The 25634-nt window shown below is 60.3% G+C and carries 26 protein-coding genes; 13 read left to right on the forward strand and 13 right to left on the reverse strand.

The window, feature by feature from the left end; all coding sequences use genetic code 11:
* Window positions 1-727: 727 nt before the first annotated feature.
* From IIC71_06710 to IIC71_06730, 5 genes are all read right to left on the reverse strand, one after another.
* Complete coding sequence (locus IIC71_06710) at window positions 728-1237, reverse strand: hypothetical protein (GenBank protein MCH7668876.1); 510 nt, start codon at window positions 1235-1237, stop codon at window positions 728-730.
* 348 nt (window positions 1238-1585) lie between these two features.
* The gene (locus IIC71_06715) at window positions 1586-2959 is read right to left on the reverse strand and encodes a CBS domain-containing protein (protein ID MCH7668877.1); all 1374 of its coding nucleotides are present in this window, start codon (window positions 2957-2959) and stop codon (window positions 1586-1588) included.
* 168 nt (window positions 2960-3127) lie between these two features.
* The gene (locus tag IIC71_06720; GenBank protein MCH7668878.1) at window positions 3128-3472 is read right to left on the reverse strand and encodes a helix-turn-helix transcriptional regulator; all 345 of its coding nucleotides are present in this window, start codon (window positions 3470-3472) and stop codon (window positions 3128-3130) included.
* A 260-nt stretch (window positions 3473-3732) separates the two neighbouring features.
* Window positions 3733-4020 (reverse strand): helix-turn-helix transcriptional regulator, encoded by a 288-nt coding sequence (locus IIC71_06725; protein ID MCH7668879.1) that lies wholly within the window; start codon window positions 4018-4020, stop codon window positions 3733-3735.
* Window positions 4021-4090: 70 nt separating this feature from the next.
* Window positions 4091-4456, reverse strand: a complete 366-nt coding sequence (locus IIC71_06730) for a type II toxin-antitoxin system RelE/ParE family toxin (protein ID MCH7668880.1) — start codon at window positions 4454-4456, stop codon at window positions 4091-4093.
* A gap of 444 nt (window positions 4457-4900) precedes the next feature.
* Between IIC71_06730 and IIC71_06735 the strand changes: the two genes are divergently transcribed.
* The 3 genes from IIC71_06735 to IIC71_06745 all read left to right on the forward strand — a co-directional run bounded on the left by IIC71_06735 (window position 4901) and on the right by IIC71_06745 (window position 7054).
* Window positions 4901-5065 carry a type II toxin-antitoxin system prevent-host-death family antitoxin gene (locus tag IIC71_06735; protein ID MCH7668881.1) on the forward strand — a complete coding sequence of 55 codons (165 nt, stop codon included), beginning with the start codon at window positions 4901-4903 and terminating at the stop codon, window positions 5063-5065.
* A gap of 136 nt (window positions 5066-5201) precedes the next feature.
* Window positions 5202-6227, forward strand: coding sequence for a hypothetical protein (locus IIC71_06740; protein ID MCH7668882.1), 1026 nt, complete (start codon window positions 5202-5204; stop codon window positions 6225-6227).
* A 47-nt stretch (window positions 6228-6274) separates the two neighbouring features.
* Entirely contained in the window at window positions 6275-7054 is a 780-nt protein-coding gene (locus IIC71_06745) for a hypothetical protein (GenBank protein MCH7668883.1), read from the forward strand.
* 100 nt (window positions 7055-7154) lie between these two features.
* Here the strand turns inward: IIC71_06745 and IIC71_06750 are convergent, their stop codons facing one another.
* The 3 genes from IIC71_06750 to IIC71_06760 all read right to left on the reverse strand — a co-directional run bounded on the left by IIC71_06750 (window position 7155) and on the right by IIC71_06760 (window position 11926).
* Window positions 7155-8279 (reverse strand): zinc-binding dehydrogenase, encoded by a 1125-nt coding sequence (locus IIC71_06750; GenBank protein ID MCH7668884.1) that lies wholly within the window; start codon window positions 8277-8279, stop codon window positions 7155-7157.
* Window positions 8280-8626: 347 nt separating this feature from the next.
* Window positions 8627-9712 (reverse strand): aminotransferase class V-fold PLP-dependent enzyme, encoded by a 1086-nt coding sequence (locus IIC71_06755; GenBank protein ID MCH7668885.1) that lies wholly within the window; start codon window positions 9710-9712, stop codon window positions 8627-8629.
* A 168-nt stretch (window positions 9713-9880) separates the two neighbouring features.
* Window positions 9881-11926: a RecQ family ATP-dependent DNA helicase gene (locus IIC71_06760; protein MCH7668886.1), complete on the reverse strand. Its 2046-nt coding sequence runs from the start codon at window positions 11924-11926 to the stop codon at window positions 9881-9883.
* Window positions 11927-12145: 219 nt separating this feature from the next.
* On the opposite strand from IIC71_06760, the gene IIC71_06765 reads away from it, so the two are divergent.
* The 5 genes from IIC71_06765 (at window position 12146) to IIC71_06785 (ending at window position 15480) form a co-directional block, all read left to right on the forward strand.
* Window positions 12146-12685 (forward strand): hypothetical protein, encoded by a 540-nt coding sequence (locus IIC71_06765; protein MCH7668887.1) that lies wholly within the window; start codon window positions 12146-12148, stop codon window positions 12683-12685.
* Entirely contained in the window at window positions 12652-13494 is an 843-nt protein-coding gene (locus IIC71_06770; protein MCH7668888.1) for a hypothetical protein, read from the forward strand. Before IIC71_06765 ends, IIC71_06770 begins: the two co-directional genes overlap by 34 nt.
* 283 nt (window positions 13495-13777) lie before the next feature.
* Window positions 13778-14350, forward strand: a complete 573-nt coding sequence (locus tag IIC71_06775; GenBank protein ID MCH7668889.1) for a hypothetical protein — start codon at window positions 13778-13780, stop codon at window positions 14348-14350.
* 498 nt (window positions 14351-14848) lie between these two features.
* On the forward strand, window positions 14849-15085 hold the full coding sequence (locus IIC71_06780) for a hypothetical protein (protein ID MCH7668890.1): 237 nt from the start codon (window positions 14849-14851) through the stop codon (window positions 15083-15085).
* Window positions 15082-15480: a type II toxin-antitoxin system VapC family toxin gene (locus IIC71_06785; GenBank protein ID MCH7668891.1), complete on the forward strand. Its 399-nt coding sequence runs from the start codon at window positions 15082-15084 to the stop codon at window positions 15478-15480. The genes IIC71_06780 and IIC71_06785 overlap by 4 nt, the downstream gene beginning before the upstream one ends.
* 164 nt (window positions 15481-15644) lie before the next feature.
* Here IIC71_06785 and IIC71_06790 read toward each other — a convergent pair whose 3' ends face one another.
* Window positions 15645-16697: a hypothetical protein gene (locus tag IIC71_06790; protein ID MCH7668892.1), complete on the reverse strand. Its 1053-nt coding sequence runs from the start codon at window positions 16695-16697 to the stop codon at window positions 15645-15647.
* Between the two features lie 223 nt (window positions 16698-16920).
* Between IIC71_06790 and IIC71_06795 the strand changes: the two genes are divergently transcribed.
* The gene (locus IIC71_06795; protein MCH7668893.1) at window positions 16921-17928 is read left to right on the forward strand and encodes a Gfo/Idh/MocA family oxidoreductase; all 1008 of its coding nucleotides are present in this window, start codon (window positions 16921-16923) and stop codon (window positions 17926-17928) included.
* Here IIC71_06795 and IIC71_06800 read toward each other — a convergent pair.
* The 4 genes from IIC71_06800 to IIC71_06815 form a co-directional block, all read right to left on the reverse strand.
* The gene (locus IIC71_06800) at window positions 17920-18792 is read right to left on the reverse strand and encodes a ChbG/HpnK family deacetylase (GenBank protein ID MCH7668894.1); all 873 of its coding nucleotides are present in this window, start codon (window positions 18790-18792) and stop codon (window positions 17920-17922) included. The two genes, IIC71_06795 and IIC71_06800, sit on opposite strands and share 9 nt — an antisense overlap.
* Before the next feature lie 70 nt (window positions 18793-18862).
* A complete protein-coding gene (locus tag IIC71_06805; protein ID MCH7668895.1) occupies window positions 18863-19039 on the reverse strand; it encodes an SDR family NAD(P)-dependent oxidoreductase in 177 nt (58 codons plus the stop codon).
* Window positions 19040-19084: 45 nt separating this feature from the next.
* On the reverse strand, window positions 19085-19924 hold the full coding sequence (locus IIC71_06810) for an SDR family oxidoreductase (GenBank protein MCH7668896.1): 840 nt from the start codon (window positions 19922-19924) through the stop codon (window positions 19085-19087).
* A gap of 13 nt (window positions 19925-19937) precedes the next feature.
* Window positions 19938-21113: a Gfo/Idh/MocA family oxidoreductase gene (locus tag IIC71_06815; protein MCH7668897.1), complete on the reverse strand. Its 1176-nt coding sequence runs from the start codon at window positions 21111-21113 to the stop codon at window positions 19938-19940.
* Between IIC71_06815 and IIC71_06820 the strand changes: the two genes are divergently transcribed.
* The 4 genes from IIC71_06820 (at window position 21114) to IIC71_06835 (ending at window position 25600) form a co-directional block, all read left to right on the forward strand.
* The gene (locus tag IIC71_06820; protein MCH7668898.1) at window positions 21114-21350 is read left to right on the forward strand and encodes a hypothetical protein; all 237 of its coding nucleotides are present in this window, start codon (window positions 21114-21116) and stop codon (window positions 21348-21350) included. It abuts the gene before it with no gap.
* A gap of 287 nt (window positions 21351-21637) precedes the next feature.
* Window positions 21638-22681 carry a substrate-binding domain-containing protein gene (locus tag IIC71_06825; GenBank protein MCH7668899.1) on the forward strand — a complete coding sequence of 348 codons (1044 nt, stop codon included), beginning with the start codon at window positions 21638-21640 and terminating at the stop codon, window positions 22679-22681.
* A 163-nt stretch (window positions 22682-22844) separates the two neighbouring features.
* Window positions 22845-24740, forward strand: coding sequence for a hypothetical protein (locus IIC71_06830; protein ID MCH7668900.1), 1896 nt, complete (start codon window positions 22845-22847; stop codon window positions 24738-24740).
* Window positions 24737-25600, forward strand: coding sequence for an ATP-binding cassette domain-containing protein (locus IIC71_06835; protein MCH7668901.1), 864 nt, complete (start codon window positions 24737-24739; stop codon window positions 25598-25600). Before IIC71_06830 ends, IIC71_06835 begins: the two co-directional genes overlap by 4 nt.
* Window positions 25601-25634: the final 34 nt, after the last annotated feature.

A 25634-nucleotide genomic window follows, 5' to 3' on the forward strand; every position in this document is an offset into this window, starting at 1 on the left:
GATGACAAACACATCGTTGTTTCCAGATGTTTTCGGCAGGTACTCGAGCACCCATCGCGCGGGGAGGAGGCTCGATAGCTGCTCGTACGCCGAGCGCACGAGCGCTTCATCGGTGGCGAGTCGTAGCGTCATGTGCCTATTGTCCTACGTTTTCTCATATATTGCAAGATAAACATGTTTGCCATCGAGTGGCAAACACCAGTAACTTGCAATGATGTGATCTTTAACACCTGTCCGAAAACGAGCTGTTTCATTCTCGACGTGTTTGCCACTGTGGTGAAACAGCGGATATCTGGCAATGTACAGGGCGGGGAGTGGAGTCTACGAATGACGCAGCCGCAGATCCCTATTTCGAGGAACCTCCTTTTCGCCAAGGAGAAGTCGACTCCCTGTGGTCGACTTGGCGAAGATCGTACGGGCTGCCTGGATCCTCACGGCCCGCTACCCCGTCTCGCACACGCGTCGTGCAAGACATGATGCCTACTCGGCGATGATCGGGGAGCTAGGTCATATCGACAAGAGTCCACCCAAGTCTATCGCCGAGGACGGCGACCATCTTCTCTACGGTCGATGCCGCAGATCGACGCCTTCCCGCAAGAGCTAGATCCAGGACATAGAAACGGACTCCGGCCGGGGTCATCTGTGGTTCGTGTCTCCGAATTGTTTCCGTGAGCGGCACACGCTTCAGCCGGTGCCGCGCAGGTTTTCAGGTTGTCTCGGGCCACAGCTACTTGAAATGGTCGAACACCTGTCGTTGCAGTGCATCGAGTGGCGCATCGAATCCCTGCGAGCGGGCGTAGGATTCCAACCCGGATCCGGGTGTTCCGGTGCTTGCGCGCACAATGATGGACGACAGCAGACATCCATCGGTCTTCCTGTTGGTTTCCATCGCGAGGCGGCCGAACGAGTTGTGGCCGACCTTCATTGAAGTGGCCTCATAGGCGGCGACGCGAAGCTCGCCGTAGGTGATCGTCTCGCCCCTCTTGGCTGCTTCGATCGTGACGACCCGTGCTGCTGTGACGGCCACGTCCCATTCGTGAGGGGTTGCGATGTGGCCGAGCGCCTTGATCGAGCTATCGAAGTTAATCCCGGAGGCTAATGCAGCGGCTTCATCGGGCGTCATATTGGCTATCCGTTCACGAAGGGCGTCCTCGGCCTCCGCCCTCTCCTTGGCGCGCTCGCCGGCCCCAGCTTTGGCACGTCGTCGAGCCTCCTGGATTCGCTGCTCCCTATTCATGATGTGGCTTCCTCCCCATATGCACGGTGATCGACGTTACTCCTCAGAGTATGCGCATCGCTCGCCACCCACAGGTTCGGTTGCGCGACCGGTGGGTATCTCGCAGTGTAGAAAATTGGAGGGGTTCCCGGCAGGACTCGATGACCAAACGGAGCGACTCACGATTAGCCTGGGACTGGGCCACGTATGATCGAATACTGCGGTTTCCTTCCTGGCCACGTATAGCGGATGTTTCAACATTCACGGCTGATGGCCGAGGTGAGAGCACAGTGAGGTCGCACCGTTTTGGCAGGGACTCTGATCGCTGAGTCGCAGGGAGCAGCGCACCGGAACATTTGTGATCGGGCGTCACCCAGATATCTGTTGCGCGTAAAGCCCTTGCACCCACTCGAGGAACGTATGAAGAAGGTCTAGGTCGGAGTCCGCGAGGGGATCCGGGCTGAAATGCATGACCTCGTTGCGGATGCGTCGCACGACGTCGAGGTTCTGAATGAAGACCTTTCGGTCAGCCGCCCAACCGAGCTGGTCGAAGTGGTCAGCATCCGAGATGAAGTATTGGATCTCGCCAAGCGTCAGGGACTCTGCCCCATGAACGGCCCTGTCGTCGTTCGGGTCAAGGGCCTCCAAGAGGTCCTCTGGGTCGAAACTGCTATCGATCGCCATCCGAATGACTATCTCAATCTCGCCGAGAAGAAGGAATGGGCGTGTGAGTAGGGTGAACTGCTCCGTGAGGTCGGCGGTTGTGATGATTCCCACGATCCGGTTGTTGTCTCTGACGAAGACGTAGCCAGCCTTTGTTACCGCAGGTACGGCTTCGAGGAGCGGTTGATCCGGACGCACAACCGCAGGATTCGGATCGATGCAATCAGCCAACGTGGCCGACGGATTGACCAGCAGGGCCTTTGCCATCGACTCCCAAGAGATGGCTCCGTTCAGCTTGTATTGAGTTTCCATCACCGCGAGTTGTGAGTAGTCGTGCGCCTGCATCTCGCTGTGGGCGACGGCGAGGTCGTCGTCCGGGTTAACGGCCTTGATCCCCCCGGTCGCCGACGGGATGTTTCCCACCACGAGGCTCCTGGATTCATGGCCGTCCACGGCGGGGACGATCGCTGTTGTCGCAGCTTCAGTGGGTTGATCGTCTGTCGTTTTGGCGATGATGGACACGGTCGAATCGAGAGAGCCGATTGCAAAGTCAGGATCCGTGGTCAGGTCTGCGCCATGTAACGACTGATTGACTCTCGCAATAACGTTTGTCCGGCGTCTACTTGCTCCCCACATCTGGATCAACTCACGTACCGTCATGTGGGCCGGATCGCCGGCAAGTGATCTGTCGCGGAACGCGTCCAACGCCGCTGCCGTCGGCTGCATTTCTTCGTACGCGTCTGCCACGGCGTTTTCGAGTTCCGCAATGGCGTCGCTGTCGGGGAGTTGGGAGATCCTCTGCCCCTCGGGTGTGGATGCCCACACGCCGTGCCCTGCTCCTTCGAGTGCGCCCACACGCTTGAGCATGCTTCTCGCCCAAGCGATACGGTGCAGTATCTTTGGTCCGGATGCCTTGGCGCTTTCGCCGTAGACCACGGCGAGCTGGTCGTCGGTTATGTCCGCCTCCGCGATGGCTTTTTCGTCGATGTCCGAGTAGGAAGCGGTCCCGCCGAGCGCCACGACCGACCGTAGGGTCGGCAGCATGAGTTGTTGGGGGAGAGGAAGGGAAGGCTCAGGCACGTGGCCAGGCTAGCGGTCGATCTCTCGGGTCCCAAGAAGTCATCTGTGTCCTGGAAGACTCCCATTGGAAGGTGTGCCGGTCGTTATCTTCCTTGCTCACCAGATACCGCATGTCGTGTTCTCCCAGTGCGTCGAGGATCCTTGCGGCATCTACGTCTTCCGTAGGCATCAGTTGCCCCTGACTCGGCGAAGTCGCGCAGCTTCAACCCGTGATCGGCTCTGGTCCGCAAGCTCAGCCTGTCTGGCAGGTGGCAGTGTCTTCATGAACGCTTTCAACGTGGCGCCGTGGTCGTCGATCGGTTCGAGACGAATGCGCATCTCCAGCCCCGCCGCTGCGAGTAGGCGTTGGAGGGTGGGGAGAGTTGGTTCCTTTCGCCCGGTCTCATATGCCGAGACGGCCTGTTGAGAGATCCCGGCGTTCGATGCAAGCTCAGCTTGGGTCATGTGCGCCTTATCCCGCGCAAGTCTGAGCAAGCCGGCTGCGAGCGTGGGAGCAGGATCGAATTTGCCCATGCATGCATCGCACACAACCTTTCGGTTGTTTACAACCCTTCGTATGTAAACAACCGAAAGGTTGTGCGCCTTCCCTGGGGTCCGGCAACCACTCTGACGAGAACTTCCCGGCGCTTGACCATCGACGGTGGTGTGTCCCGACAGTTGAGCTTTGCTCAACTCTCCCGGGATCGAACGGCGTGCCGGTGCAAGGAGTAACCGACCATGCCAACCGCTTCCCGGTGCCGCAGTTGATGCCTGGGCGGTGCTGGGCCAGCGTGTCAGTTCATGTCGACAAGAGTCCACTCAAGTCGCTTGCCGAGGACGGCGGCCATCTTCGCCACGGTCGACAATCGCACATCCACGTCCCCGCTCTCGGCCCGAGCGATCTGAGACTGCGAAGTCCCCGCGGCGGCGGCGAGTTTCGTCTGCGACAGCTCCGCTGCGATCCGAGCTTCGGCCAACTCTCGCATGAGCAGTCGTTGGTCGAGCGCTGCTTGGACCTTTTGGGGGAAGGTCGGGTCCTCCAACGTACTCTCTCTAACAATGTCATCGAGGAAATCGGACATGTTGTGTCTCCGGTAGTAGTCATACCACGAAGGGTATGTGGTATATGATATGCTGAATTAGGTATAGTCGTCAAGACCGTGAACGTGATCTCCAGTCTCGTAGACGCTGCTCGGCTAGCAGAATGTCGCGCCCAGGCACGGTTCGGGTCTTCTTCACAATGGCATGTATGGCCAGGAGAACCTGCTCGGACTTGCCCTCAGTCGCATAGAGGATGCGATACTGCCGTCGGTTTGCCCGTGCCCTGACCTCGTAAATGTCGCCTCTGAGGTGATGGGCAACCGCGTTGCCATGGACTCTCACATCCTTCATGGCCGCTGCAACGGCAGCTCTATCATCCAAAGGGAGACCCATGATGAACTCTTTGACGGGGGATCGGCCAAAACTCGTGCGATAGTCGCGCCATCGGCGTCGGGCGCGGCGTGGAGGAGTCTGCATGGTTCTTTCGGATAGGCGATGTCCTGCACCGTATCAACCGCCTGCGACGACTCCAGGATGAGTATCGGTGCTTTCTGCGCTCGGCTCCTATTGCCCGTTGTGAGATCGCGGGTCGATCGTTCAGCCCCCAGCGACATGAGTTCTCGTCCGGTACATGTTCGCGTGCGCACCCGTCTCTTACTGCCGCTCGAGTTGCCTGTCTGCATCCAACGCCAGCTCGCGGTGGGCCACCCATTTATCGACACGTCTTATTGTGCGCGGCGGGCACCATCGACAGCGAGTAGTTCGTCGCGGCTGCATGGATCGCTGGCCTCCCATCAGGTCCGAGTTAGCGGTCGGTCGCCTCTATGGCGTCCAAAGGCTCGGCTTTGGCACACTGATCGTCGTGTCGCATGTCTGCCGAGTCCGCTCGACACGGTCCGTTAGTCGGTCCACTGTGGACGCATGAGCACAGTCGATATCCGCGAGGCGAAGAACAATTTGTCACGGTTGTTGCGTAGGGTTCCGGCAGGCGAGGAGATCACAATTACACGTTCCGGCGAATCGGTAGCAAAACCTTGTCGCAGTCGTTCCAGTGACGGGTCAGCGCCAATGCGTTGCCGCGGGTGAGGTTACCGACGACTTCGACGATCCCCGATGGGGTGAGCCTGCTGATTGGGCGAGTCGGTGGAGGTCAGTCGACGAAAAGTACCTAGATAATACCTCAATATTGCGGTATAGTTCACGACGCGGTGAGGTATTGATAATGACTGATGTATTAGACGCTCGGATTGCCGGCCCCGACCGTATCGCGGTCAGGGTTGCTGAGGCGATTCGTGCCGTGCTGCCGTCCTCGGTGTCGGTACGGGCGGCGAGAACCGAGGCAACGGTAGTTAACCTCGTTGTCAACGAGCAACACCTCACCGTCCGTTGGGTACGCGAAGGGTGGTTACGGGCGATCCAAGAGGTGCTCGACACGGAAACTCCTTTGCCCGACATTGTTGTGTCACGCAGGATGGGACCCGCCTCGCGCGACGCGCTGTCAGCGGCCGGTGTCGGGTGGGTTGATGAGACGGGGGCCGCCGAAGTGGTTGTGGGTCCGCTGATCGTCTCTCGAAGCGGATCTCCTGAGCACAAGAGAACGCCCCGTTGGACACGATCGGTGCTGGCCGTTGCAGAAGCCTTGCTGTGTGGCTCAAAGGCGACGGTCACAAGCATGGGTGACGCGACAGGGTTGTCGACCGGTACGTGCACCAACGCGCTGCGCTTGCTTTCCGACCTCGAGCTCCTTGAGGCATCTTCACCTCGGGGGCGCGGCTCGGCAAGGCGCGTGAGCGACGCGACGGACCTTCTGGCGGCGTACGTTGAGGAGGCCCAGTCGCTGGTCCGGCCTGTGTCACTACAGGTCGGGGTGACATGGCAGGACTCGGTCTCCGGGTTGGCGGGCATCGGCAAAACATGGGATGTTCTCGGGACCGACTGGGTGGCCAGCGCTCAGGTGGCAGCGGCAGTGATGGCACCGCTGCTCACATCGGTGAGGATGGCCATCGTCTACGTGGATGCTGACACTGTCCCAAAGCTTGTGGCTGTTGCCGGCCAGGTCGGGCTGCGCCCTATCGAGGGTGGAAGATTGACGCTCGTCCCGTTCCCAACGGTCACCACGCAAAGGCTTTCCTCCACTGTTCAGAGCCTCCGGGTAGCGCCCTGGCCGCGGGTATTTGTGGACCTTCAGATGTCGGGTGTGCGTGGGGAAGAGGCCGCGGAGCATCTTCGCGAGGTATTCAATGGCTGACGACACTCCCCGCTCTCGGGCTTGCCGGGGCCGCGGAAACGGCGTTGGTGCGGGTCGTACATCACTATGGCGCGCGTCCGGAATTCGTTGTCCTTGGTGGTCTCGTCCCTGAGCTGTTGTGCAGCAACAGTGCGTTCCACCATGCCGGCGCCACCGACGTCGATGTGCAGGTAGACCTTGAGATTGCGTGTGGATCGGTGAACACCGTTCGTCTGGAGTCGGCCCTACGCAATGCCGACTTCGTTCCTAGCGCTGACAAGGTATGGCGTTGGCAAGCTCGCGGCGGCTCGGCGGGAGTGATCGTCAAGTTTGAACTACTGGCTGATCTCGACTACTCGCCGTCGGAAGCCACGATCGCGTTCGATGGGTGCGACGACCTCGGCGCCCTCAACCTGCGCGGCACCGGGTTCGCCGCTGAAGATGTCGTCGTTCTTTCACTCGCAGCCCACATCGACGGAGTTCGCTACGACATTGAGGTCAATGTCACCGGCCTCGCCGGATTTCTTCTGGCCAAGACCGCCGCTGCGTACTCGCGGCGTTTGCCCAAGGACTGGTACGACATTGCGTTCGTGCTTCTCCACAGCAACCGAGGTGGGCCACATGCCGCTGGGAGGGAGGTGGTCGATCGCTTTGGTGATGCTCTGCGCGGCTCCGTCCGAACGGCCCTGGGTGACCTTGTTGCGAATTTTGAGACTCCGAGCGCCCAAGGCTCGCAGGCCTACGTGTCTCAGATCGCACAAGACCACCCCGAGATAGGGGCGGCAGAGGCGGCCGCAGATGCCGTAGCTGCGGTGCGCGAGTTTCATGCGACAGTGCTTCCGGAGTGATGGCAACGTTGGCGCAGTCTCGACGGTTCGCCGCAGTCGTTTCCCGGCCTTCCGCATCTCGGACGTCTCGGGTCGGGACCTGTTGCCGCTGGTGGTCGCGTCAGAACTCGATGACTTGGCGGAGGGCTTCGCCGTCGGCGAGGCGGTCTAGGGCGGCGTTGATGTCGCCGAGTTGGATGTGGTGTGAGATCAGCTTGTCGGTGGGGAGGTGGCCCTCCCGGTGTAGTTGGATGAAGCGGGGGACATCACGTTGGGTGACACACGATCCGAGATAGCTTCCTTGGATCGTGATTCCCCTCGCAACCAGAGGAGCGAGGCCGAGGTTATGAGACACACCCGGGCCCGGCAGGCCGAGCGTCGTCACCGTGCCACCCCGGCGCACCAGGCTCACGGCAAGGTTGAAACCCTCCAACGTGCCCGACGCTTCGATGGCGTGATCGACACCGCCCGGCGCCAAGTCTGCGACACGGCCCGGGGTCGCATCATCCGCCACCACGACATCGGTGGCGCCGAGCGACATCGCCGCTGCAAGCTTGTCCTCAAGCCGGTCGATCGCGACGACGCGACCCGCACCTGCAACCTTGGCGCCGAGGATCGCCGAGAGGCCAACCGCCCCCAGACCCACGACCGCCACCGACTCGCCCTCAGTAACCCCGGCGGTGTTCAGCGCGGTCCCCGCACCACACAACACGGCGCATCCGAAGATACAGGTATCGGCCGCCGCGAGACCCGCCGGCACCCTCACCGCTGACGCCTCGGCCACCAGCGTGTACTCGGCAAATGCCGCCACGCCCATGTGATGATGGATCGGTTCACCGTCGAGCGTGAGGCGGGTACCTCCGGTGAGTAGCTCACCCTTGTTGTTCGCTGCCACCCCGACGTCGCATAACCATGCCTCGCCGCTGCGACAGCGGACACAGCTTCCGCACTGGGGGAGATACACGAGCACGACATCGTCGCCCGGTACCAGGCCCGCGACCTCCGGTCCCACGGCCGCGACGGTCCCCGCAGCCTCGTGGCCGATCACCATCGGCAGTGGCCACACCCGTGCCCCCGTCACCACCGACAGATCGGACCGGCACAGGCTCGCAGCCCCAACCTTGACGAGAACCTCCCCGAGCCCCGGATCGGGGAGTTCAAGTTCGACGATCTCCAGCGGTCGAGACTCGCCATAGGGGCGTGCCAACCCAGCCTCGCGCAGCACGGCCCCACGAAACCTGGTCATCACAGAGCCCCTGCGTTGGGTTCAACGGTCATCATCAACAGTGTGGCACATCGAACCCCACCGTTCTTGTGCCGCTTAAGGGGAATAATTCTGTCGAAGCGTCACAAGAACGGGATAGTGCCGGCGGTGGCCGGAATATGATTGCATTACGACTGTGATGCTTGCATAATGCATGCATGGCTACATCCATCACCATAAGAAACGTTCCGGACGACACCAGGGACGAACTGGCGGCCAGAGCGGCGAGGAGCGGTGCGGTCGCCTGGATCGTTGGCCGAGGATTACCTGCTCTCGTCAGTGCGTGCCAGAGCAGCACAGCAGCGGTACCAGCTGGTGGTCCGCGTCGGCTAACTGATAGCGGCTGCGAGTACAGCCATGTCTTCGTGGGTGTTGTAGAGATGGACGGAGATCCGCAATTTTCCAGCACGTATCGACGCCTTGATTCCCTCGCGGGTGAGGGCGCTCATAGCCGCTTCGGGGTCCTCTAGGTCAATCGATACGATCGGGGAGCGGTTAGGAGCGTCGAATGGAATCGTGAATCCTCTCGACTCGAGGTCATCGATCAAGACCCTACCGTGCGTTTCAATGGATTCGATCCCAACGCTTTCTATGATCCTCAGACCTTCGATGTTGACGATGGGGTCGAACCACGGGACGGAGTCATCAAGTTTGCTCGCAGTCGTCGAGAGTTCGATCGTCGGCCCGTAGAAACTCTCCATTGGTCGGGCGGCTGCTTTCCATCCCGGCGTGATCGGCACGAAGGAGTCGTGCAGCTCGGGGCGCACGTACAGATGTCCCATGCCACGCATCCCAAGGATCCACTTGTGGCTGCAGCTGAAGAGGGCGTCGATTCCGTCAATGTCGATTGCGATACTCCCAAACGCTTGGGATGCGTCGATGACAAGCCAGGCCTCCGCTTCGGCGGCCTGTGTCTTGAGGGCGGCGAGGTCGATTCGAAACCCCGTTGCCGACTGAATCAGTGAGGTCGCGATGACCGCGGTATGACTGTCGATCTTTGTGGCGAAGGCGTCGGCTGAGAGAACGCCGTCCGTGTCCTTTACGAGACGGATTTGGTACCCTCGGTCTTGAAGCAGCATCCATGGGACGAAGTTTGAAGCGAACTCGTGTTCAGGGACCACGATGTTGGCACCGTTCACCCCCGGTGGAAGTTGCGCTGCAACGGTCGAGGCACCGCCGCTCACGCCGGTTACGAACGCTATGTCGTCAGGGGAGACCTGCAACTGCGAGGCCACCAACGATCGAAGGTCCTCAGCAACACCCTCCGCCTGGACCCAGTCAAAGGCACCGGCCTGCCACCGCTCTAGTGCGGATACCAGTGCCTGAGATCCCGGGAGGTTGCCAAGCGCCATCGAAGCGGTGTTCAAGTACACACCACTAGCCGCACCCGGAAACCATGAGGCTACGTCGATCACATCGACAGGTTAATAGGCTCTTGACAGCGTTCGCATCGGGATGACACCCTGGCTGCACATCGTTGGGCGCCATAAAACCCGCATCGGACGGATGGCGCGCAGAATTCGTTTCGATGGTGCACGATGCTACGCAACGCCTCTGTACCCGCGCCCGCGGCCACATACGGGTCACGATCTTCCGGCGTCGGCTAGGGCGAAGGGGTAAACCGCTGTTGCGCCTGCTTGCAATATCAGATTGCCGATGACCGTTAGGGTCCAGCGCGACTCAACAATGTCGTCGACCAGCAGAACCGGGCCTTCCGGCACTCGGCCAACATCGAAACTATCGAGCACGTTTCTTGCCTGCTGATAGCTGTTGTGCATCTCGCTTTGAGGTGGACCCTCGGCCACACGTTTCACAACGTCAACAAACTCAATGCCCAGGCCATCTGCGAGGCGGGCAGCGAAATCGACGACCTCGTTATGCTCACCTCGGTTCGGCACGGCGGTCACCCACTGCGGGAACGGACGTGGTGACCACTTGCGGATGAGGTCAACCGCTGCAGTCACCAACTCGTCGTCGAACCGGCCGGTGTGGTTCTTGCCGACCTGGACGAGCTCGCCCCAGCCCGGGTCGCCGTATCGTGCCAGCGCATGGCCCTCCTCGATGCGATACTTCCGCAGGTTGAGGCGTGGAAACGAACCGGGGGATTGTTTGCGAGGTTCGATCACGATCGGTTGCAGACGGATGAAATCGTGAGCTACCGCAATCAGCGACCGATCAACGGTGGCATCGAGCGGATCGTCAACGCAGTTCGCACACCGACCACAGTCTTCCGCCTCGTCGTCGAGCTCCGATCTCAGAAACGCCATCAGACATTCATCGGTAGCGACATACCGGGCCATTGCCTGCTGCTCAAGCCTGCGGTTTGCGTTCACTGCCTCGACCCGCTCGCTGGGATACGCCCACTCGGTGGCCGAACGAAACCACTTGCTGCCCTCGCGGTGCACCGCCATCTCGATCTCAAGAAGCTTGAGCGTTGCATCCATGCGACTCGGCTGCATGTTCACCTGCTGCGCCAGCGCACCTCGTGTGGTGCCATTCGCCTCTGCAAGCGTCTCAAGGATTGTTGTTGTGATCTCCTCAGAAGGAAACGCCGTCTCGATGAAGTAATCCTGGATACGCACGTCCTCTGCACCTGACAACGCCACGCCGTACGCCACATCGACCGCCCTCCCGGCGCGCCCAACCTGCTGGTAGTACGCAATCGGCGAACCGGGCACCTGGAAATGGATCACAAACTGGATGTGCGGGTTGTCGTACCCCATGGCAAGCGCAGACGTCGCAACCACCACTTTGAGCGTGTTCGCCGACAGGCGGTGCTCGATATCGAGCCGGTCCTCGGTCTCGCTCTGCCCCGTATACACCGCAGCGTCGACACCCTGACTCTTCAAGAAACGGGTGACACGCTTGGCGTCGGTGATGGTGAGGGCGTACACAATGCCGGCACCTGGGAGCGTTGGGATCGTCTTTGCCAACCACGCCATGCGCTCTGCCTTGTTTGGCATATCAATCACTTGGAGGCGGAGGCTGGGGCGGTCGAGCGTGCCCCGAATGACCACAAGGTCGGATCCCAACTGTTCCTCAATGTCGGCCACGACTCGGTCGTTTGCCGTTGCGGTGGTTGCCAGCACCGGTGTCGTTGGCGGGAGCGACGCAACGACACCCTGCAACCTGCGGTAGTCCGGTCGAAAGTCGTGACCCCAGTCTGAAATGCAGTGCGCTTCGTCGATGACGAGCAACCCCAGTCGGTCCAGCAAGTCTGGGAGAATGTCGCTCCTGAACGTCGGGTTGTTGAGCCTCTCGGGTGAGATCAACAGCAGGTCGATCTCGTCGTTGTCGATCGCGGCAAATACCTCTGTCCAGTCGTCCCTGTTGCTCGAATTCACCGTTTCTGCGTTGAGATCGAGTCGTGCCGCAGCCTCGACCTGGTTACGCATCAACGCCAGCAGGGGAGACACGATCACGGTGGGCCCGGTGCCGCCGGCTCGCAGAATCTTGGTCGCAATAAAGTACACCGCTGACTTCCCCCAGCCCGTGCGTTGCACCACAAGCGCCCTGCCTCCGCGTGCGGTCACGGTTTCGATCGCCTCAAGCTGACCCGGATGGAACGTCGCCGACGGGTTTGCAGTGAGGTCCCCGAGTAGTGCAACCGGGTCGAGCTGAGTGTTCATGCCCCGGACGCTAGCCCGCCTCTGTGACACCGATGCCAGGACGCCCCCGCGGCTACGGTGGCGTCGTCGATGTGTGGGCGCGGGTCTTGGCTTCGGTGTAGCCAATTTTTCGGTGCGCGAAAAGTTAGGACGCGTGGGGGTTCCCTATTGAAGTAGTGGCGCGTATGGTGAAGAGACATCGATGTGGTTGGGAGTCAAGACTTGCGTGTAGTGGGGTGGATGTTGTTCGGGATGGCGCTGGTTTTGGCTGCGTGCAGCGGCAGCAATGTCGTGCCCGCCACCGCACCACCGACGTTCGCACCAACAACGATTGTGGTCACGATCACGACGACTACGGAAGCCCCGACCATCACGACCACGACCCAGGTGACAACCACTACGGTGGACCGGGTGGCTGAGATAGAGGCGATTCTGGTCGACCTCGTGACCAGACGCACTCTTGCGCAAGTCGAGCGGGACGAAGCTGCCTACAGAGAGGTGTTCGCCAACGCCGGGTTTCTGAACGAGTCGATGATCGTTTTCGAAGCTGACCTATTCGAAGTCCTGCCCCCGCTAATCGAGGTCGACGTCTTGGCCGTGCTCAGCGACAGCCCAACGTGTATAGCGGTTTCGCGGCAGACGCGGATGGAAGGCAGGGGAGATGGAGAGTGGTTCGAGGACACGACCGTGTTAGAGCTGACGGCATTGGGGAGTTGGGGATTCTCATTCATTGGGGAAGGGTGGGTATGCGACGGACCGCATCCTTTCTCGGACTCATAGCCAGCGCTGGCTTTTTCATTCTTTTGGGCTCTATCGCTGGTGCGGCGGATCATTGCGCTTTCAGTCCAGAACTCGGCCGGATCATATGTGATGTTTCTGAGCCTCCTTCTGGGGGGCCGGTTGTTGATGATCCGGTGGTTGATCCTCCGGTTCCGCCTTCTTTGCAGTTTGTGTATACCGGGGTTGATCCGAATACGGGTGGTGATTGTTATTACTGGTCGAGCGTCCCTGGTGGCCTTGATGCGTGGGACCCGGCGAATGACCCTGCGGTGATAGCCATCACGACAAGTTTGCCGGTGTGTACTGCGGTTCCCCCAGTTGTGGTTGACGTCTTGGGGTGGGAGGTGTTCCGTTCATGGGCCTTGGGTGCGCCCGACCCGGTGTTATCACCACCAGGGTCAGGGGTAACCGGGGTTCCGACGTGGATCATTGCAACACCTGACGCAGCGATTGTCGAAGACGTGGTGTTACCTGACGGCCGGGTGTTGCAGGTGCGGGGTGAGATTGTGGTGTTGTCTGTTGATTGGGGTGACGGGGCCTTCTCCAATCATCTCCCCGGTGACTCGATCACACCTGGTGGGGTTGCTCACACATATGTGACGAAGACATGTGATGGGGAGCAGCGTTCGCGTCGTCGGGGGCATTTGTGTCACCCGTTTCTTGAGGCTTATCCGATCACGTTGGTGTATACGTGGGAGGGTGAGTACCGGGTGCTGCCTAACGTGGCATGGATCCGCCTTGGGACGTTGGATAGGGTCACGACTGTTGATTATGACGTTGACGAAATCATCGGCGTCCTCAACGGATAGAGGCATGCTGTCGACTCTGCTCCAGGGAAACATCCGTTGACTCGACACAACACAAGTTGTATGGTGTCAACACATTGAGGGTGCGACATCCCAAGAAGGAAGTCGACAAGGCCCTTGCGGACGCCCAAAATGCCGGGTGGACAGTGACCGCAACTCGATCAGGGCACCGGTGGGGAGTCATGCGTTGCGGTGAAGCCAGCCGGTCGGGGTGTCAGGTTTCGATCTGGTCAACTCCACGTAACCCGGGCAACCATGCCCGCCAGATCAGACGTGCGCTCGGGCGATGCCCGCACGAGTGGGAGACAACGGAAGTTACGAAGTGATGACTCACCAATTCACGCTCATTGTTGAAGGCCCCGACCTCCAGGCCGACGGTCGCATCGACGAATTGTCGGAAGCGGGTTGTGATGACGCGTTGGTCGGGCGCACCGACGGTGTCCAGTACCTCGACTTCGATCGAGACGCCACAAGTCTGCGAGAGGCGATCTTGTCGGCAGTCTCCGACGTGGAGCGTGTCGCCGATGTTGAGGTGGTCCGCATTGCCGATGCAGGGGTGGTGTCGATGGCTGACATCGCCAGCCGGACAGGTCGGACGCGCGAAAGCGTACGGTTGCTCGTCGCCGGCGAGCGGGGACCCGGCGGATTCCCTCCTCCACTCACCGATCCCCGCAGCCGCTACAGGTTGTGGCGTTGGTATGAGGTGGAACGGTGGTTCGCACTGCACTTCGGCTTGGCCCAACCGACTTCCGGAGCCCATGTGGTAGAAACGATCAACGCTGCCCTTGAGCTGCGCTATCACCGCCGACGTCTGGACCCGACTGACTCAGCCGACCTGAACAACCTTGTCGGACTGTGACGACGGCCGACCAACGGTCCCCGGTCTTGTCTCTGGACTTCGGCCCGCTTGTCGGTGTATTGCACGACGCTGGACCCGAACGACGGTTCTGACGACTACGGTGCCGCCGGTGAAGTCCTGAACGAAAGTACCGATAGTTTCGCCTCGGAGGCCCCGGCAGTAACAGCGTGTACTCGGCAAACGCCGCCACGCCCATGTGGTGATGGATCGGCTCCCCGTCGAACATGAGATGGGTACCTCCATTGAGCAGCGCACCCAGATTGTTCGCCGCAACCCCGATGTCGCTCATCCACGCCTCGCTATTGCGGCATCTGACACAGGTGCTGCACTGTGGGGGGATAGACGAGCAGGAAATCGTCACCCGTCCCAGATTCGTGACTGCTGGCCCCACATCCGAGACGGTCCCGGCAGCCTTTCGGCCGATCGCCTTCGGCCACACCCGTGCCCAGAGGCCGGTTTGTGGTTGCAATATGACTGTGTAGCATGCATAATGCATGCATGGCTACTTCCATCACCATAAGAAACGTCCCGGACGACACCAGGGACGAGCTGGCGGCCAGGGCGGCCAGGAGCGGTCGATCGCTTCAGGAGTACCTGCGGGGCGAGATGATCGAGCTCGCCAGAACACCCGACATTGAAACACTTGCGGCACGTGTCGAAGCACGAAAACGTGTGTCTGGCACGACGCTCTCGGCCGAGAAGATCGTCGAACTTCGAGACGCGGCTCGCAGGTGACGATCGTTGTCGATGCATCGGTAGTAGTCGCCGCGTTCGTCGACTCCGGGCCCGGTGGGCAGTGGGCTCTCGAGCAGTTGAGGCGAAGTCGCCTGGCAGCCCCCCACCTGATGCCTGTGGAAGTAGCAAGTGTGTTGCGGCGTGGAGAGTCGGCCGGTGACCTGTCGTCCGATGCGGCGGCGCTCGCCCACGCTGACGTTGTGGATCTGCCCGTGAAGCTGTTTCCCTACGAACCCTTTGCGCAGAGGATCTGGCAGCTACGCAAGACAGTCACGTCATACGATGCCTGGTACGTCGCGCTTGCCGAGGAACTCGATGCGACCCTGCTCACGCTGGATGCGCGATTGCCGGGCGCTCCCGGCCCGCGGTGCCGCATCGAGACACCACCGTCCTGACAGTCCTTGTATAACTCGGTGCCTCCGACCTTCCCTGGTCTTGTCTCTGGACTTCAGCCTGCTTGACGGAGCGTTACGCATCGTGTCTCTTGAGACGGCGAAAGGGCCGTGTCCGAAAACACGGCCCCTTTCCACGTTCCGAGAGTTGTCTGCGGCGTGAGCGTCTAGGGCAGGTCGGCGGGAACCTCGATCGGGAACAGCGCCGTGACACCCTCGGCCTCCCCGGCCTCGAACGCGACTTCGATGACATCCAACGGCACACGGAACGCCCAAATCAGTTCGATACCTTCTCCGCTCTTGAGTAGTTCGCTGGCACTGTTTATCGGTCCGATGGGCAGCCCGTCGATGACCAACCGGAACGCTGCCGTGGTCAGGACCGTCCCGCCGCAGGTCCCTCCCCCGGCAATGGCCTGCACGCGAACGCGGAGGAACCGTTCGCCAGCGACAGTCCGCATGGAGCCAGCGCCAACTATGAGCTTCCCGTTTTGGTCGACGCCGCCGTCGATGTCCCATTCCGCGTCGAGGACGTTGACGGTACCGCGCGAATCAGAGCAGCCACCCTCGTAGTCGACCTCGCCGGTACCATCGATCTGGACGCTGATCGGGTACGGATCTTCGGGTACTGGCCCATCGAGCGCAAGAACCATTGGCTCGTTGACCTCGTTGTTGTATGTCAGCACGGCCCCGGCGAGATCGATGTCGCCACCAGGGAAGGCCAGCGCGGCGGTCTTCGCGTCACCAAAGAGGAGAATCGTGCTCGAGAAATCGACTCCGTTTGCCACGATCGTCGTGCCGTCCGCAAGACGCAACGCAAACGAGGAGACCTGAAATTCCTGGCCTCTTTCGGGGAAACCCGGTTCGAAGTCCGCAACGTACCTGAGGTAGAGAAACCGCTCCTCGCCCATCTTGGGGTCATCTTCAAGATAGGTCCCGGGTTTGGCGTTGGAGAACTCCGCAGCCGTGACCTCGAAGAGAATGTGTCCGTACGTCTGCGAACGAGGCAGGTCGAGTCCGGCGTCGACCGCCGGTGGCAAGGTAGTTGTGGTCGTCGTGCTAGTCGACGTTGTCGTGGAGGTTGTCGGCGCGGTCGAAGCCGTAGGTGCTGGTGTCGCGGTGGTTGTCGTCGTGTCCGTTGTTCCGCTGCATGCCGCGACAACCAGTACGAGCACCGTGAGCATGGCCCCGATGTGCAACCGTGACTTTGATTTCTGCGACATGAACCCTCCCGATTGTGCAGACGCCGCCTGCCCACCGACACCTGCAACGCCCAAGGACACCCAGTCGGGGCTGCGCGATCCGGAAGCCGAACGCGGTCGTTAAAAAATACCACGACGCGCCCGTGCGCGTCCACCGTCGCTCGCCCACCTTCGTCGCGTTCGTGCGCGAGAAGTCGTCGGTACCGGATCCGTCACATGCGATGACGGTGATAGGGTCAGCATCATGTCAACACCTCTGAGGCTTGCGATCGTCGGTGTGGGGAGGATGGGGGAGTTCCATGCCCGCATTCTCAATGAGCTCGACCAGATTGATCTAGTCGCGATTGTCGACGGTCGGGCCGAGGTTGTCGAAAGGCTGGGGCGGGAACTTAACGTGGCGGCCCACGCCGCCATTGATGCGGTTCTCGATACGGACGATATCGAGGCTTTGCTCATCGCGACACCGACACCATCACACCCGAACATCGTGCGACAAGCGCTCGATGCGGGCAAACATGTTCTGTGCGAGAAGCCACTGGCGCTCGATCCCGTCGAAAGCACTGAGCTCGGAGATCTCGCTGCAACGTTGGGGTTGACTCTCCAAATTGGGTTCTGGCGGAGGTTCTCCCCGCCATGGGTGGCGGCAAGGCGGGCGTTGTCCGCCGGAGCGATCGGCGACCCGGTGATGATCCGGCTCAGCCAATGGGACGCCAATCCGCCGCCACCGGAATTCTGCGATCCCGCAGTCAGCGGCGGCTTAGCGATCGACTGCGGTGTTCACGAATTCGACCTTGCAGAATGGTTCACGAATTCGCAAGTCACGTCGGTGTTCGGGCGAAACCTCCGGCTCGTCGACGAGGCGGTTGGCAGCTCCGGAGACGTCGACAATCTCGTCGCGATGCTCGATCTATCAAATGGTGTTGCCGCTACCGTCGATCTCAGCCGGAACAGCCGCTACGGCGACGATGTGCGCACTGAAATTCTCGGCTCTGAGGGTGCCTTGTTGATCGATTTGCTTCCCCATGGTCAGACCCGGATCGCCACCGCATCCGGCACAAGCGTGCTTGCAGGTTCGGTCACGAACGACGCCACCGCTGCGGGTGTCGCCAACCAGGCCAAGGCGTTTGCTGCCCGGATAGCGGGCGAAGCCCTCGAAGTGCCGGGGGCTGCGGAGAGCGGCAGGGCTGTCGCGATCGGCAAGGCCGTGCAGCGTTCGGCTAGGACGGGTCTTCCCGAGGGAGTGTCAGCCTGACGGGGTGGTGCCCCTGAGCCGGTCGCGAAAACCACGCATGCCGACAATGTCGATGCCCTGGTTGGCAAGCCACTCCTGGAATGTCGCGTCGCGGAAGACCCTGTACTCGCCGATGCGCCAGGCAGCGTCTTTGGGGTGGACGGCCTCGATGTCTCCCGGCGCCGAACAGTGCAGCGACAAGTACGTGACGCCAGGCCCGACATCGGCAAGGCACTTCTTGAGCACCAATTCGTGGTCTGATCTGCCCCGGTGGATCAGCGGCATGAGAAAGGTATCGCCGACCGCGACACCATGCTTGGTCGCCCGTCTGCGGGCGGCTTCGAGTACCGCAATATCGACCTCTCCCAGCTTGACGGCCGCGAGCATGCTTGCAATGTCGCTGGCGAACAGCATCGGGAGGTTGAAATCGATAGCCAGGTCGACGGTGTGTTCGACAAATTCGGGTGCGAGCGCTGCGCCCATGTGATGGTCGAGATGCGTCACGTCGATCCCGTTGCTCATCGCCAAGTCCACCTGTCGGCGCATCTCTGCGGCAACCGCCACGGGGTCGGCCGAGTCTCGTAGCTCTCGCACGGTCGGCCACATAAATCCAGTCGGGTCGAACAACCCGGTCGCCCGGTCTGTCGTTGACACCGGTCGCCACCGTGCCGCTGCCGACTCCGAAGTCAATGTCAGGTGTACTCCAAGGTCAAGGTCCTCGGCAGATGCGATCGATGCGACGTCGGCGAACCACATTGCAGGCACCATGACAGAGCCCGATGTAACCGCCCCAGAGGCGGCGAGTTGCACCATTGCTTTGTTGGCACCACTGGCGCACCCGAGGTCATCGACGTGAGGGATCAAGACCCTCCGTCGTTCGATCACAACGGCTCAGACATTGGACGCATCCCAATCAAGAACGTCCTTGCCTTTGCGGGCTGGGTGAGGGCAAACATTACGGCGTCCGCAAGCGCACGGTCACCGTCGCCGCGACTTCTTCGATACGATCGGTGCGTCTTGTCGCCAACACCACGGTCGCCCCAGCTTCGGCCATGGTATATGCAGTGGCTCTTCCTATGCCGCTGCTTGCCCCCGTTACCACCGCTACGTTGTCGGTCAGCGTCCTGTTCATGGTGCGTCTCCGGTTTAGGTTGACCCGGCTCGAAATTTGGGATGGTCAGGGGACCTCATCTTGGCGCAGAGCAGGGGCGGGACCTGCGCCGATCACGGTTTGATCGAAATCGACAACCGCACCAGTCATCATGCCAGAGTCGTCCGAGGCAAGGAACGCAACCGCCGATGCTACTTCGTCGACTTTGAGCAATCTGCCAAATGGCGTTTTCGCCTCCGCGTCGGTCAGCCATCCGTCGTCAGCGCCGTGAAACCGCTTCTGTGTGGCGTCTTCGCCTGGTGTGTCCATCCAGCCGATCATGAGTGTGTTGATGCGGATGCGGTCCCTCGACATTGCGTATCCGACGCTTTTGGTGAACGGGATAAGCGCGCCCTTCGAGATCGAGTACGGCGTGAGTGTCGGCGGTCCCCCATAGCCAGTGACCGAGCCGATGTTGACAATGGTGCCTGGAGTCCCCTCCCGCCGCATGATCTTGATGGCGCCTTGGGTCAGGAAAAACGGCGCCCGGACATTGACGTTCATGATCGTGTCCCACAGCTCACGGTCGGTATCGATGATCGTTCCGCGCAGCGGGGTACCGGCAGAATTGACAAGAACATCGATTCGTCCAAATGCTTCATCGGTTTGTTCGATGAGCCGAAGGACGTCGTCGTGGTTGCCAAGGTCAGCGCGCACAAACACGGCGCGAGTCCCGAGCGCCTCGAGTTCCGCTACCACGGACGGTCCCCGGGTCTGGTCCCGTCCGGTGACGACGATGCCGCTGGCCCCTTCCGACGCAAATCTGCGGGCTATCGCGGCTCCGAGTCCTTGGGTGCTCCCGGTGACCAGCGCGACCTTGGTTGCGAACCTCTGTTGCAGTGCGGGAACGGGTTGGCTAGTTGTCATGGGACGCCCTTATCTATTCGATCGTGAGGTTGATCACGGATTCCCACCCGTCGGACTCCCAAGATCGGACCATCGCGTCGAGCACGCTGGCCACGGCGACTGCGTGTTGCAGACCGGGGGAGTGCTGTTCACCAGCAGCAACCGACTTGAGAAACTCAAGGGCCTCGATCACCTTCATAGCCTCAAAACCGATCGAGTTGCCTCCTCCTGGGACGAAGTTTGACTGGTGGGGAAGTCCGTCGCCTGCCAACACCTGAATGAATCCATCGGTCGGCTGTTCGTCTGGGAGGTAGAGCTTGAGTTGGTTCAGCGTCTCGTGATCCCACGATGCTGCCCCCTTCGAACCGTTCAGTTCGAACGCCATTGAGCTTTGCGGACCAAAGATGGACCGGTCAGCTTCGAGCGTTCCTCGCACACCGTTCTCGAACTCGATCAGCGCCCCGACGTAGTCTTCGTTGGTGACGGCTCCTGTAGGGTCGTCTGGCGATCCCCGGTCGTAGTGGGTGCTGTTTCCGGGCACCGGCAGTGGGCGCTCCGTTACAAAAGTATTCTTCATAGACACGACCCGCTTGATGGGGCCCGCTAGATGCAGCGCTAGGTCGACCGCATGAGACATGATGTCCATGAGAGCGCCGTATCCGGCTTCTTCTTGCAGGAACCGCCAGGACAGCACGCCGAGTCGGTCTCTGCCGTACATGGAAAAAAACCGGCCCCGGTAGTGGGTCAAATCGCCGAGCCTGCCTTCTTCGATGAGCTGCTTGGTGTATTGCACCATCGGAGCCCATCGATAGTTGTAGCCGCAGCCCGCGATGACACCCGCCTTGCGCGCGGCTAGTTCGATGGCCGCGGTCTCGGCAGGGCTTGACCCAACGGGCTTCTCACAGAACAGATGTTTTCCGGCGGCTGCGGCTGCCTCTGCAATTTCGCGGTGAAAGGATGTCGGCGCTGTGATGTCGATCACGTCGATGTCAGGTCGGGCGACGAGCTCTCGCCAGTCGGCCGTCCCTGATTCGAAGCCGAAGTTGTCGAGTGCCAACTTCACACGGTCTGGAGCATTGTCGGCCACTGCGACGAGTCTCGGCATGATCCCGGCTTCGGGGAAGTAGGTCGGGATCGAACGATACGAGCGTGAATGAGATTGACCCATCCATCCAAAACCAACGAGTCCGATACGGATCTCTTCGGTCATATGGTGACACTCCTTCGATCGTCGAACCCTGCAATGGCCGACTACGACCTGCTTGACCACTCACCGACCCGCTTCCTCGCGGTGGGCGAACTCACCCTAGCAACAATTTATTGGAACGTTCCAACAAAAATCGAAGTTCGTTCCCGCCTAGCAAGAACTGGGCGCCGCCTTCTCGGGCGTTCAGCGAGTTCCCCAGAACTCGACTACTTGCAGGTTGTGCGTCTTTCGCTCAAGTAGTTACCGCCGTCGTAGACGTCGTGGCATCACTCCGGCCTTCGTCTTATGTGGTCCGGCTGGCGTTTCGGTCACGGCTCGGTCGGTCTGGTCCGCAGTTCGTTCTAGATTCGATCTTGATCGTGCTTGACGGCTGGCTCTCTACGCGGTTACGCTCCGATTCTATTGGAACGTTCCAACCGGTCATTTTGGCCGGTGCTTCCAGTAGTTATTTCAACGAGGGTCGAGTGATCGACCCTTCGACGGAGAGGCGCGGAAAATGGCGTCTCGAGGATGAGAAGGTTCATTGCATGAAACGGACAAGACTATTCGCAGTCGCCGTTGTACTTTTGCTTGTGGCTGCCGCGTGCAGCAGTGACAGCGGAGATACAACAACCAGCGGTGCCAGCGGAGATACAACGACGACGGCTGGCGCTGACGGTGGCGACGGAACGACGACAACAACCGAGACCGTTACACTCAGTCAGGGTTCAGACCTGACGTTCTACATGGTTACGCACGCCGACGACGGCACGTTCTGGTCAGTCGTTAAGCGCGGCGCAGAGGATGCTGCCAAGGCTGTTGGTGTGAAGCTCGTGTGGAGCCCATCTTTCAACGATCCTGAGAAGCAGGTCCAGGACATCGAAGCCGCAATCGCGGCCGGTGCTGACGGACTTGGTGTTTCGTTGGCAGCCCCTGAAGCGGTTGGTCCAGCAGCGAAGGCGGCCGCTGATGCGGGAATTCCGCTCTACACGATCAACTCTGGTGTAAACCAGTACAAAGATCTTGGCGCTACGACGCACGTCGGTCAGACCGAGGTTGTGGCCGGTAACGGCGCAGGTGAGTTCTTTAACGACCTCGGCGCAACCACGGTGTTGTGTGCTCGTCAAGAGCAGGGCAATGTCGGGCTCGAGGAGCGCTGCCAAGGTCTCGGCGAGACGTTCAGCGGCACCGTGATCTCAGAGTTCGTCGGTGGCGATGATGACCCAACAGGCCAAGAGGCCTCGATTTCTGCGTTGCTCCTTGCAAACCCTGAAATCGATGGTGTTCTGGGCACGGGTCCGAACATCGCCGTGCGTGCGGTGAGCGCATGCACAACGGCTGGTCGTGACTGCTTCATCGGTGGATTCGACATCTCGAACGACATCATTGCAGCCATGGAAGCCGGCGACGTTGACTTCACGGTCGATCAGCAGCAGTACCTCCAGGGGTACCTGCCGATCATCCTGATGTTCCTTGAGGTCACAAACCTCAACACCGCTGGTGGCGGTCTGCCGATCCTCACGGGTCCAGGATTCGTTACCAAAGACAACGTTGGCGAAGTGAAGGCTCTCGTTAACGCTGGCACCCGGTAACTATTAGCGACTGATAGCATATGCATGCTGGGGTCGGGACACTCTAGTCTCGGCCCCAGCACGCTTTTACAGACCTACATATTTCACGGACCGACAAGGCAACCAACCACCGAGATATCAAGAACGCGGACCGGGGAACGGTCCATGACCGAAGGAAGGCCACGTGAGCACATCAGAAGCTGCTGCGGTCGTTGATGCGGAAAAGATCGACGAGCGACTCGCTTATCGGGGGCCGGTCCAGCGTCTCCTAACGCGGCCTGAGATTGGAGCGTTGGTCGGGGCAGCGGTCATCTGGGTGTATTTCTGGCTCGTCAGCGACGTGTTCGGCACCGCTGCCGGAACCGCAAACTTCCTCGACGTTTCGGCCACCCTCGGCATCATGGCGGTGGCAGTTTCCCTGCTGATGATCGGCGGCGAATTCGACCTCTCGGCTGGTGCCATGACCGGGGCAACGGGAATCCTGGTGGTGCTGCTCGTCAAAGACAGGGGAGAATTTGGCGGCGCCGGATTATCGCTATTCATCGCCATCCCGCTCGTACTCATCTTTGCGCTGGCGATTGGATGGTTCAACGGTACCGTCGTGGAAAAGACGGGGCTGCCTAGTTTCATAGTGACGCTTGCAACGTTTTTCGTGCTAATCGGCGCCAAGCTCGGATTCGCCAAACTGTTCACTTCCAAGGTCATCGTGGAGGGACTCAACCAGGGCTCAGGGCATGCCTTCTGGTCGAATATTTTCGGTTCGGTGTGGACTCGAAACACCCACATACTCGACACGCGGGGGACCGTGTTTGGCGTCTTAATCATCGTCGGTGCGGCGGCGACCGTGTACGGCCTTCTCGAAATGTCGTACAGACGTAAGGCTTTAGAGGACTTCAGCGGCAGGATCGTTACGGCGGTCGGCCTCGCTGTCGCGGTCGGCGGCCTAATCGGACTCGTGTCCAGCGACGGAGTTTCGTCGAACTGGCTCTACGGGGGCGTTGCAGGTGCCGGCATGATCCTTGCGTCTCTCGGTGTCGGTAGCTGGCGATTCGAGAGGGTATCAGACCGGGGGTCATTTTCTCTCACAAGTTCTGGCAAACGCAACGTCGGTATCGGCCTCGCTGCGGTGATCGCCGGCAGCATCATCGCAATCGGTGTCGACTCAACCTCGCAGGATATTGTTGGTTTCTTGCTCACAGTTCAAGGTTTGCGGGCCGCGTTGTTTGCGGCGGGCGCCATTGCCGGCATTGCGCTGCCTCTGATGGTGGCCCGTGGTTCGGCCAAGGACTCGCCGATCACGCAGTTCGTGTTGACATCGGTCGTTTCATTGGTTCTTGTCGGTCTCGCCTTCCTGATCCAAAGCGAAGCAGCGTCGCGCAAGTTCCGCTCCGAGTTCTTTGCGGTATTGCTGCTCCTTGCCTTGGCTGTGTTCCTCGCCGGACTCATGAGGCTCTTGTTTGTTGCACGCTCGAGTCAACACACGGCGGCCGACCGCCTTGGACGGACCGCCACTATGGCGGGACTATCGCTGATCGTGCTCTCGGTGGTTGTCAGGCTGATGTTTATGACAACAGAGGAGGCTGCAGCTACAAAAGCAGTGTTCAACTACCGTGTTTCGATTCTGTGGTTCGTCGGGTTTGCGGTGATCGCGGGACTCGTTTCGATGCGGACGAGGTTTGGCAACTGGACATTTGCGGTTGGCGGCAACAAAAAGGCCGCCCGCGAGGTCGGTGTCCCGGCAGCACGGACAAAAACGATCCTTTTCATGACGGTCTCGGTCGCTGCCTTTGTTGTCGGCATGTTGTTGGCATTCAGACTGAACTCTGTGCAGGCGAGCGTGGGAGACGGTCAGGAGTTCTTCTACATCATCGCCGCGGTCGTCGGCGGTAACTTGCTGACCGGTGGATACGGGTCTGTCGCCGGTGGTGCCCTCGGGGCCCTCATCATGGCAATGTCGTTTCAAGGGATTCCGTTCGCAGGATGGAACTCGGACTGGCGGTTCCTATTCGTCGGGGCGATCCTCTTACTTGCGGTCCTAGTCAATAACTTTGTGCGGAAGAAAGCTGAGGCTGCACGATGAGCACACCACTGCTTGAGATGCGCAACATCTCGAAGTACTACGGAAACATCAACGCACTCCAGGGCATCACGACTTCGGTCCTCGCAGGCGAGGTTACGTGCGTGCTCGGTGACAACGGCGCAGGCAAGTCGACGTTAATTAAGATCCTTGCCGGCGCCCACCAGCAGAGCGAGGGCGAGCTGCTTGTCGAGGGGAAAGAAGTGCACTTCGAGTCGCCTCGTGACGCTCTCGCGCTTGGCATCGCGACCGTCTATCAGGACCTTGCTGTTGTTCCACTCATGTCTGTGTGGAGAAACTTCTTCCTCGGCGCCGAACCAACGAAGAGCTTCGGCCCGATCAAATGGATCGACAAGGCCAAGGCATCGCGCATTGCGAAAGAAGAGATGGCCAAGATGGGCATCGACATTCGTGACACTGAGCAGGCCGTCGGCACGCTCTCAGGTGGCGAGCGCCAGTCCGTCGCCATTGCACGCGCGGCCTACTTTGGTGCGAAGGTCCTGATCCTTGACGAGCCGACGTCGGCACTCGGCGTTAGACAGTCAGGGATGGTGCTCAAGTACATCATCGAGGCTCGCAACCGCGGGTTGGGCGTGATCTTTATCACCCACAACCCGAACCATGCGTACCCGGTGGGTGACCGGTTCCTCATCCTGAACCGCGGAAAGTCGATGGGTGACTTCCGCAAGGATGAGATCTCGAGAGACGAACTGATCATGATGATGGCGGGCGGCGCAGAACTCGAGGCACTTACAAAGGAGCTTGAGAAGGCCAGCGCCGACGACGAGGGTATGAAAAAGGTAGCAGCAGAGTTCGCAGAAGAAGTGCACGAACTCGAGCACCGCGCCGAGGATGCAGAGTGACGATATGCGGCTACGGCGGACGAGGACGTCCCTC

The sequence above is a fragment of the Acidobacteriota bacterium genome (genome assembly GCA_022562055.1).
Taxonomy (GTDB): domain Bacteria; phylum Actinomycetota; class Acidimicrobiia; order Spongiisociales; family UBA5794; genus BMS3BBIN02.